We start from the raw sequence: 9,424 nt of genomic DNA on the forward strand, positions 1-9,424 counted from the left end.
CGGCAGCGTCCAGTCCATCCGGTCCGACAGGTTCGCGGCCACGGCCTTCCAGTCCTCGGGCACCCAACCCTCGGCGCGCTCCTCCACCTGGTGGTGCTGGTTGACGTGGACGAAGGCCGGGAGGGTCTCACAACCCAACGCCTTCACCGCCACCCGAGCGGGATCGGTGAAGACCAGGAACCGTTCGGCCAGCGGCCCGAGGAACCGGCGGGCCTCGTCGGCGGTCGCGGTGGCCAGGAAGGCGCACCGGACGTCGGCCTCGGCGTAGCGCGACAGGATCCGTTCTGCGGTCGCGAGGATCCAGGAGCTCTCGATGGTGAACGGGTCGATGGCCACGATGGCCAGGTGGAAGGTGGTGGTCCACTCGCTGATCGGTCGGCCCGACCCCTTCAGGGATGCGAGCTCGAGGTCGGCGGGGACGTCGGTGATCACGGATCGAGAACGTAGCGCGGCCCGCCCCCGCCCCGGGAAACGCCGGGGCGCCGGGGGCCGGCCGGTGGCGACGGCCGCCCGCCCGGCACGGCTACGGTCACGGGGTCCGGGCCGACGACGACCGAGGAGTGCCCAGTACCGATGTTCGCCGAGTTGGGATCCACCCCGTACAACATCATGTTGCTCTTCCACGTCCTGTTGATGGTCGTCGCCTTCGCCCCGGCGTGGCTGACCCCGGTGCTCGTGCGCCAGGTCGCCGGGGGCGACACGGCGGCGGCCGACGCCCTGGAGGTCTCGGTCCTGCGCTACTCGGTCGGGGCGCTCGCCGTCGCCGGGCTCCTCGGCTTCGGGCTCGCCGGTCTGTCCAAGCCCGCCGGCTCCGACGAGCCCCTGTACTCGCTCTCCCAGACCTGGCTGTTGGTGGCCGTGCTGCTCTGGCTGATCCTGCTGGCCGTGAACTTCTTCGTCACCCGGCCGGCCATCAAGGCCTTCCGCGACGGCGACGCCAAGGCCAAGGGCGCCATCTCGGCGGGCACCGGGGTGAGCCACCTCATCCTCGTGGCCTCGCTCTACCTGATGATCTGGAAGCCCGGGGTCTGACCCCCGGACCCGCTCGGCGCCCCGTGTCGCCCGGTACCGTCGCGCGGTGATGCACCCGGTCGAGCGCCTCCGCCACGTCGCCCGGTCCTCCGGCGCACCCCAGTCGCTGGTCGTCGCCGAGACGGCCAGGGCCTTGGCGTCGTTCAGCCACGACCCGCAGGGGCTGGTGACCGCCTGTCGCCGGATGGTGTCGCGCCAGCCCCGCTCGGGGGCTCTCGTCTGGTTGTGCGCCCGGGTGCTGACCGCCGGTGACCCGACGGCGGAGATCCGTCTCGCCGTGGCCGAGATCGAGGGCGACCGCACGCCGGTCGAGGTGGCCCACGCCCTGCCCGACGACGCCACCGTCGTCGTGCTCGGCTGGCCCGACCAGGCCTCCGACGCGCTGCCTCGTCGTGGCGACGTCGAGGTCCTGGTGGTCGACGTGTCGTCGGAGGGCTCGGGCCTGGTGCGCCGGCTGGCTCACGCCGAGGTCGACGCCGTCGACGTGCCCCTCGCCGGGCTCGGCGCGGCCGTCGCCGCCGCCGACGTGGTCCTGCTCGAGGCGGCGATCGTCGCGCCTCAGGAGTTCCTGGCCGTGAGCGGTTCCCGGGCCGCTGCCGCGGTGGCCCGGTCCGCCGACGTGCCGGTGTGGCTGGTGGCCGGTGTCGGCCGGCTCCTGCCGGAGAGGATGTGGGAGCCGCTGCGGAGCCGGGTCGTCGGGCCCGAGCCGTGGGACGACGACGACGAGGTCGTCCCGCTCACGCTCGTCGAGCGCATCATCGGGCCCACCGGAGCCCTCGAGGTCGCCCAGGCGCTGCGACGCACGGACTGCCCTGTGGCCCCCGAGCTCTTCAAGGGTGACGTCATCTGAACCGGGCCCCTCGACGGCGCCCCGCGGGGTCCGGCCGCCGTCGAGGGCGGGCGCTGGATAGGGTCCGGACATGGGTGAATCCGTCACGTTCCCGAGCAACGGCCACGACGCCTCCGGCTACCTCGCCGTCCCCCCGTCGGGCGCCGGCCCGGGCGTCGTGGTCATCCAGGAATGGTGGGGCCTCGTCCCCCACATCCAGGACGTCTGCGAGCGCTTCGCCGCCGAGGGCTTCACAGCCTTGGCCCCCGACCTCTATCACGGCGCCACCACCACGGAGCCCGACGAGGCCGGCAAGCTCATGATGGCGCTCAACATCGAGCAGGCCACCAGGGAGATGGGTGGGGCCGTCGACCACCTCGTGGCTCTCGAGGCCGTCACCTCCGACCGGGTCGGGGTGGTGGGCTTCTGCATGGGCGGGGGCCTGGCCCTCGCCCTGGCCTGCGCCCGCCCCGACGCCATCGGCGCCTGCGTCCCGTACTACGGCATCATCCCCTGGCCCGACCTCCAACCCGACTGGTCCCGGCTCGACGCCCCGATCCTCGGCCACTTCGCCGAGAACGACGCCTTCTTCGGGCCCGCCCAGGTGGCCGAGCTGTCCGATCGGTTGCGGGCGGCCGGCAAGGAGGCGGACCTGATCGTCCACCCGGGCGCGGAGCACGCCTTCTTCAACGACGCCCGACCCGAGGTGCACGACGTCGAGCTGTCGGCGCGCACCTGGGCCGACACGCTGGCGTTCCTGCGGCGCAACCTCGGGTGACCGACCTCGTCGACGACTACCTGCGCCTCGGACTGCGCCTCGGTCGTCACGTCGACGGGTTCGTCGACGCCTACTACGGCCCCCCGGGACCGGCCGCGGAGGTCGCCGCCGAAGCTCCCACCGCGCCGGGCGCGCTGGTCGCCGACGCCGCAGCCCTGCTCGCCGCGCTCGACGCCGGCGAGGGTCCCCCCGAGTTGACCTCCGGGCGTCGACGGTGGCTGCGCGCCCAGGTGGTGGGCCTGCACACCAGCGCCCGCAAGCTGGCCGGTGAGGCCATCGGCTACGCCGACGAGGTCGAGTGGTGCTACGGCGTCCGACCCGGCCCGATCGACGAGGAGACCTTCGCCGCCGCCCACGCCCGCCTCGACGGGGTGCTACCCGGCACCGGCCCCCTCGCCGAGCGCTCCATCGCCTGGCGCGAGTCCCAGGCCGTGCCCGTCGACGTGCTCCCCTCGGCCCTCGCGTCGTTGGCCGAGGACTTCCGGGAGCGCACCGACCGCGCCTTCGGGCTGCCCGACGGGGAGCACGTCGAGTGGGAGCTGGCCACCGATCAGCCGTGGTCCGGCTTCAACTACTACCTGGGGGGCCTGCGCAGCCGGGTGGCCATCAACACCGACCTCCCCGTGCTGTCGCCGACGCTCGCCCACCTCGTGGCCCACGAGGCCTACCCGGGGCACCACACCGAGCACTCCCGCAAGGAGGCGGGGCTCGTCCGCCGTCGCGGTTGGCAGGAGGAGACCATCTTCCTCGTCGGCACCCCCCAGTGCCTGGTGGCCGAAGGCCTCGCCGACCTCGGGCTCGAGGTGATCGCCGGCGAGCGACCCGAGGAGGTCGTCGCCGGACACCTGCGCCCCCTCGGCATCCCCTACGACCCGGAGGTCGTCGCCGCGGTGAGCGAGGCCGGCGAGGCCCTCAACGCCGTGCGGGCCAACGTGGCGTGGAAGCTCCACGTCGACGGCGTCGCCGTCGACGATGCCGTGGCCTACGCCGAGCGCTGGGCGCTCCTGCCGCGGGCCCGCGCCGAGAAGGCCGTCGAGTTCCTGACCTCGCCGACGTGGCGGGCCTACATCTCCTGCTACGTCGAGGGCCTCCCTCTGTGCCGCGCCTACGTCGCCGGCGACCCGAACCGCTTCGCCACGTTGCTCACCGAGCAGGTCGTGCCGGCCGATCTCGCCGCCTGACTCGAAGCTTCCGGTCCGTGGCACTCCCGGACTACGCTGTGGCGGCACAACATCCCAGAACCCTTCGAAAGGCCGTTTCGATGAAGCGCATCCTCGGCGTCGTCGCCGCCCTCACTCTCGTGCTCACGGCGGGGGTGGTGAGCACCGGTTCCGCCGGCGCGCAGGCCACCTCGACCCCCGTGGTGCCGCTGCTCCAGGTCATCGATCTCGCCGAGGTGCTCGAGCCCGTCGCGGGAGTGGCGGACATCTACGTCGTGCACGGGCTGAACCTCGACGGCCAGTCGGCCCAGGGTGACGGCGGCACCGCGGTCACGGTGTGCGCTGACGGCGACCAGCTGCTCACCGACTTCCAGTTCGGTGACATCGCCGGTCCCGTGGCCCTGCCCTGGAACGCAGAGGTGTCCGTCGAGGTGTACGTCGGTGCCGACGTCGCCTGCGGCTCGGCCACCCCGGTGATCACCCAGGCCGTCACCGTCCCCGAGGTCGCGGCGGCGTCCCTCGTCGCCACCGCCGGCCCCGGCGCCGCCCCTGCGCTCCTCCCCGTCGTCCTCGACGTCGAGACTCCCCTCGGCTGCGGCCTCATCGAGGTGATCCCCGAGGAGTCCTTCTCGAGCCCGCAGGGCGACGTGCCGGAAGGGCGCCTGGGTGCCGTGCACGCCGCGGCGGCCGGCACGGTGGCCGCGACCGTCGACGACAAGCCGCTGGGCGACCTCGGCTTCGGTGACAGCTTCTTCGCCGACATCGTCGCCGGCACGTTCAGCGTCGAGGTCACCCTCGGAGGCACCCCCATCGTGGGCCCGCTCGACGTGACGGTTGAACCGTGCACCCTCGCGGTGGCCTACGTGGTCGGCAACCAGCCCCTCGCCGCTCCGGTCGTCCCGCCGACCGAGCCCCCGGCGGCGGCCGCCGTCACCGCCAGGCCCGCCTTCACCGGCTGAGCCCGGCTCGACAGGTTCCGTTTCGCAAGGGCCCCGGCGGTCGACGCCGGGGCCCTAGCGCGTCCCGGCCCGGTGTCGGCGTTTCGTTCCGGTCCCGGTGCCGCCGTAGGGTCGTGGACCGCGGCGGCCGGTGGCCGAGCCGCCCCCATCCGCCGGAGGACCAGATGCGCAACCCGAAGGACTTCTTCCGACCTCTCGCCCTCGGCGCGCCCGAGCCGCTCCGCGAGATCCCCGTCAAGCCGTCGCGGATGATCCACTTCTTCCCGCCGTCGAACCCCAAGATGGTCGCCAAGGTCGCCGACATCGTCCCGACCGTCGACGTGTTGCTCGCCAACCTCGAGGACGGGGTGCCGGCCGCCGACAAGGAAGCCGCTCGCGCCGGCCTCGTCGAGGTCGGCCGGGGCACCGACTTCGGCCGGACCCAGTTCTGGACCCGTGTGAACTCCCTCGACTCGCCCTGGTGCCTCGACGACCTCCAGGCCGCGGTCCTCGAGGTCGGCGACGTCCTCGACGTCGTGATGGTGCCCAAGGTCGAGGGACCCGAGGACATCCACTACGTCGACCGGCTCCTGGCCCAGCTCGAGGCGAAGGCCGGTCTCGACCGGCCCATCCTCGTGCACGCCATCCTCGAGACCGCCCGGGGCGTGGCCAACGTCGAGGAGATCTGTGCCGCCAGCCCTCGCATGCAGGGCCTCTCCCTCGGGCCCGCCGACCTCGCCGCCAACCGCCGGATGAAGACCACCCGGGTCGGCGGGGGGCACCCCGGCTACCTGGTGCGCCAGGACCCCGTGGACGGCGACATCGACGGCCCCCGCACCGTGTACCAGCAGGACCTCTGGCACTACACCATCGCCCGCATGGTCGACGCCTGCGTGGCCAACGGGATCCTGGCGTACTACGGGCCGTTCGGGGACATCAAGGACGTGGTGGCCTGCGAGGACCAGTTCCGCAACGCCTTCCTGCTCGGGTGTGTCGGGGCGTGGAGCCTCCACCCCGTCCAGATCGGCATCGCCAAGCGGGTGTTCAGCCCCGACCCCGCCGACGTCACCCACGCCCGAAGGGTCATCGAGGCCATGGGCGACGGGACGGGCGCCCTGATGCTCGACGGGAAGATGGAGGACGACGCCTCCGTCAAGCAGTGCCGGGTGATGGTCGAGCTGGCCACCTCCCTCGCCGCCGACGACCCAGAGCTCGCCGCCGCCTACGGGCTCTGATCCGACGCCGTCCCGGAACGACGACGCGCCCCGCGACCCCGAGGAGAACCACGATGACCTCTGCCCTGCGCCCCCGCCGCTCGGCGCTCTACATGCCCGGCGCCAACGAGCGGGCACTCGAGAAGGCCAAGGGGCTGCCCGCCGACGCCCTGATCCTCGACCTCGAGGACGCGGTCGCCCCCGACGCCAAGGCCGACGCCCGCGACCGGGTGTGCGCCGCGGTGCGGTCGGGTGAGTACGGCGCCAAGGAGTTGACCATCCGCATCAACGGGCTCGGCACCGAATGGCATGACGCCGACCTCGCCGCCGCGGCGGCCGCCGGGCCGCACGGGATCGTCGTGCCCAAGGTCGACTCCGCCGACGAGGTGCGCGCCCTCGTGGCAGCCCTCGATGCCGCCGGCGCCCCGGACCACACCGCGTTGTGGGCCATGCTCGAGACCCCCCGTGCCGTGCTCTCGGCCGCCGACATCGCCGCGGCGTCGCCCCGCCTCACCGTGCTCGTGATGGGGACCAACGACCTCGCCAAGGAGCTCCACGCCCAGCACGTGCCCGGGCGCGAACCCCTCCGGTACGGGCTGCAGGCCTGCCTGGTGGCGGCCCGGTCGGCCGGGAAGGTGATCCTCGACGGGGTGTACAACGACGTGAAGGACGATGAGGGGTTCCGGGCCGAGTGCGTCGAGGGTCGCCGGTTCGGCTTCGACGGCAAGACGCTCATCCATCCGAGCCAGGTCGAGCCGTGCAACGACGTCTTCGCACCCGACGAGTCCGAGGTGGCCTCGGCGCAGGAGATCATCGCCGCCTTCGAAGAGGCCACCGCCGCGGGCCGGGGGGTCGTGACGGTGAACGGCCGCATGATCGAGAACCTCCACGTCGAGGACGCCCGACGGGTGCTGGCCCAGGCCGAGGCCATCGTCGCGCTCGACGCCTGACGCGTCGCGGAACCCGTCCCCCCCGTCGGCCTACGCTCGCCGGGTGATCTCCGGCGACGCCCGCCCGAGCGACGACGAGCCGACGATCGCGGCGTTCGGCGACGGGGACGTCGCCGCCTCGGTCGTGTCGATGTCGCAGCGCCATCCCGAGGGCCTCGACGCCGACTACCTCGAGTGGCACGTGCTCGACCACCTGCCCGAGCAGTACCGCCTGACCGGCCTCCGGCTCGGGCAGCGCTGGGTCTCCACCCCCGCCTGCCGGGCCGCCCGCGCCGTGTCGGAACCCCCCTTCGACGCCGTCGACCACGTCGTGCAGTACCTCTTCGCCGAGCCCGTCGGCCCGGCGCTCGACGCCTTCTTCCCCCTCGGCGGCGCGCTCCGGCGCATCGGGCGCATGCCCATGCTCCTGCCCCGGGTGATGGTCGGCGGGTGGGAGCTGGTCGGCGCCCGGGCCGCGCCCCGGGTTCTCGTCGGCGCGTCGGTCGTGCCGTGGCGACCGGCCACCGGGGTGTACGCCATCGTCGAACGGATCCGGGGCCCCGTCCCCGGGGGCGGGCTCGACGAACTCGTGGCCGTGCCCGGGGTGGCCGGGGCGTGGTGCTGGGCGGGAGCGGAGCCCCGCCACGAGCGCCTCGACTCCACCGCCGGGCTCGGGCTCACGGTCTGCCACCTGGACGGCGATCCGATCGCCGTGGCGGGCGCCATGGGTGAGGTGATGGACCGTCGGGGTGCCGATGGCGCGCTGGTGGCGCTGCTGGCCGCGCCGTTCGAGCTCGTGCGGGCGGGGGAGTGGGACCGGTGCCTCCCGTGACTCGCACCGGTGGCCGGGTGCGCGACGTCCGGCCGACGCGCCCGCCGAGCCGGCGAGGGGGCTCCGCAGGCGGAGCCATCGAGCGGCGACGTTCACCGCGAGGTCGGGAGCTCCCAGAACTGCAGCTCGCACATCATCGGCAGGAGGAAGCCGACGTAGATCGAGTGGATCTTCACGACGCCGTGGTCGTCCTCGATCACGTCGATCAGGTCGACCCGTGGATCGGCCTCGCGGAACGCCGCCGCACGATCACGCGCCGCGTGGAGCTCGTCGATCGACCCGACCGCGAAGCCGTAGTGGTCCATCCGGGCGCCGTGCATCGGGTGGTCGTCCGCGATCAGGAAGATGAACTGGTCCCAGTGCCCGCAGCTGTACACGAGGCGGTGGCGGTCGACGGTCATCGTCGGGAGCTCCTCGAACCCGAACACCTCGCTGAAGAAGCGGGTGAGGTCGTCGCGGTCGGTGCCCTCCAGCAGCCCGGCGTCCACGCTCATGGCCACGTGGTTGAAGCGGGGGTGACCGGTCGGGAAGAGCTCGCTCATCGGGGAGCCCCCAGTCGTCGGGCGGCGCGGGGTGGGACGACCATGGCCTTGGCGGCGAGGTCGCCCCTGGCGAGCGCGGTCATGGTGTCGACGAGCCGGTCGAGCGGCGCATCGTCGGGTTCGAGGAGGAGGTCGAGGGGGAAGCCGTCGCTCGCCAGGAGTGCCAGGGCCGCCTCGAAACCTCCTTCGTCGTAGACGAACGAGCCGCACACGCTCAGCTCGTTGAGCAGCATCCGGTTCGGGTCGAAGGTGGGTGCCTCGATGCCCGCGCCGACCATGACGAGGCGCCCGCCTCGGGCCAGCTGGCAGAAGCCGGCCTCCATCGCCGCTCGCTTCCCCGAGCACTCCAGCACGACGTGCACGGCGTCGTCGGCGATGCGATCCGGCTCCCACTGCGGGAAGACCTCGAGGTCGTCGGGATGGCGCACCCGGTCGGCCCCCAAGGCGATCGCGAGCTCCCGGCGCCGCTCGCCGGGCTCGACCACGGTGACGGGCCCGAGCCCCTCGGCCACGAGCGCCGCCACCGACAGCGCACCGATGGGGCCGGCACCCATGACCATGACCGAGTCCTCGGGACCGATCTCGCCGCGGGTGATGCCGTGGAGGGCCACCGCCATCGGCTCGGCGAGCGCCGCGGCACGGCGGGAGAGCCCGGGCGGCACCCGCAGGAGCTGGCGGTGGTCGACGAGGACGTAGTCGGCGAACCCTCCGTCGAGCGCGGGGCCCTCCGACATCGAGCGGCCCCGGTTCTCGCACTGCGAGGGCCGACCCTCGCGGCAGCGTCGGCAGCTCCCGCACCGGGGGCTCGGCCCCCCGACCACTTCGTCGCCGGGGACCCAGCCGTCCACCCCGGGACCGACGCTGGCCACGACGCCTGTCCACTCGTGGCCCTCGACGCGACCGGCGGTGCCCCACCCCTCGAGGATCATGTGGATGTCGGAGCCGCAGATCCCGCAGTGCCCGACCTCGACGAGCACCTGGCCCTCTGCGGGTCGGGGCACGGGACGCTGCTCGACGGCGACCTCGCCTGGGCGGACGTACACCGCGCTCGACATCGTGGTCGGGATCTCGCCCATGGGCCCCCCTCGCGCCGACCGGCACCCCCGCCGCGTCAGCTCCCCTCCATGCTAGATCTGCGAACTGTTGAGTGTTCCGCGCGCCGAGGCGAGC

10 protein-coding genes and 1 pseudogene are annotated in these 9,424 nt (G+C 73.3%); 8 read left to right on the plus strand and 3 right to left on the minus strand.

Features of this window, described 5'->3' with window-relative positions; genetic code table 11:
- On the minus strand, positions 1 to 432 hold a 432-nt coding region (locus MUE36_00005; GenBank protein ID MCU0309313.1), incomplete at its 3' end, for a hypothetical protein.
- A gap of 141 nt (positions 433 to 573) precedes the next feature.
- Here MUE36_00005 and MUE36_00010 point away from each other — a divergent pair.
- The 8 genes and pseudogenes from MUE36_00010 (at position 574) to MUE36_00045 (ending at position 7,712) form a co-directional block, all read left to right on the plus strand.
- Positions 574 to 1,032, plus strand: a complete 459-nt coding sequence (locus MUE36_00010; protein MCU0309314.1) for a hypothetical protein — start codon at positions 574 to 576, stop codon at positions 1,030 to 1,032.
- 46 nt (positions 1,033 to 1,078) lie between these two features.
- A complete protein-coding gene (locus MUE36_00015) occupies positions 1,079 to 1,882 on the plus strand; it encodes a hypothetical protein (GenBank protein ID MCU0309315.1) in 804 nt (267 codons plus the stop codon).
- Positions 1,883 to 1,952: 70 nt separating this feature from the next.
- Positions 1,953 to 2,639: a dienelactone hydrolase family protein gene (locus tag MUE36_00020; GenBank protein MCU0309316.1), complete on the plus strand. Its 687-nt coding sequence runs from the start codon at positions 1,953 to 1,955 to the stop codon at positions 2,637 to 2,639.
- A gap of 243 nt (positions 2,640 to 2,882) precedes the next feature.
- Positions 2,883 to 3,062, plus strand: a pseudogene (locus MUE36_00025) (hypothetical protein).
- An 838-nt stretch (positions 3,063 to 3,900) separates the two neighbouring features.
- Positions 3,901 to 4,758, plus strand: coding sequence for a hypothetical protein (locus MUE36_00030; protein ID MCU0309317.1), 858 nt, complete (start codon positions 3,901 to 3,903; stop codon positions 4,756 to 4,758).
- A gap of 164 nt (positions 4,759 to 4,922) precedes the next feature.
- Positions 4,923 to 5,972, plus strand: coding sequence for a CoA ester lyase (locus tag MUE36_00035; protein ID MCU0309318.1), 1,050 nt, complete (start codon positions 4,923 to 4,925; stop codon positions 5,970 to 5,972).
- 53 nt (positions 5,973 to 6,025) lie between these two features.
- Entirely contained in the window at positions 6,026 to 6,901 is an 876-nt protein-coding gene (locus tag MUE36_00040; protein MCU0309319.1) for a CoA ester lyase, read from the plus strand.
- Positions 6,902 to 6,944: 43 nt separating this feature from the next.
- Positions 6,945 to 7,712: a hypothetical protein gene (locus MUE36_00045; protein MCU0309320.1), complete on the plus strand. Its 768-nt coding sequence runs from the start codon at positions 6,945 to 6,947 to the stop codon at positions 7,710 to 7,712.
- Between the two features lie 92 nt (positions 7,713 to 7,804).
- Here the strand turns inward: MUE36_00045 and MUE36_00050 are convergent, their stop codons facing one another.
- Together MUE36_00050 and MUE36_00055 are read right to left on the minus strand one after the other, a co-directional pair.
- The gene (locus MUE36_00050; protein MCU0309321.1) at positions 7,805 to 8,254 is read right to left on the minus strand and encodes a hypothetical protein; all 450 of its coding nucleotides are present in this window, start codon (positions 8,252 to 8,254) and stop codon (positions 7,805 to 7,807) included.
- On the minus strand, positions 8,251 to 9,330 hold the full coding sequence (locus tag MUE36_00055) for an alcohol dehydrogenase catalytic domain-containing protein (GenBank protein ID MCU0309322.1): 1,080 nt from the start codon (positions 9,328 to 9,330) through the stop codon (positions 8,251 to 8,253). Before MUE36_00055 ends, MUE36_00050 begins: the two co-directional genes overlap by 4 nt.
- Positions 9,331 to 9,424: the final 94 nt, after the last annotated feature.

Source organism: Acidimicrobiales bacterium (assembly GCA_025455885.1).
Classification (GTDB): Bacteria; Actinomycetota; Acidimicrobiia; order Acidimicrobiales; family Acidimicrobilacustridaceae; genus Rhabdothermincola_A.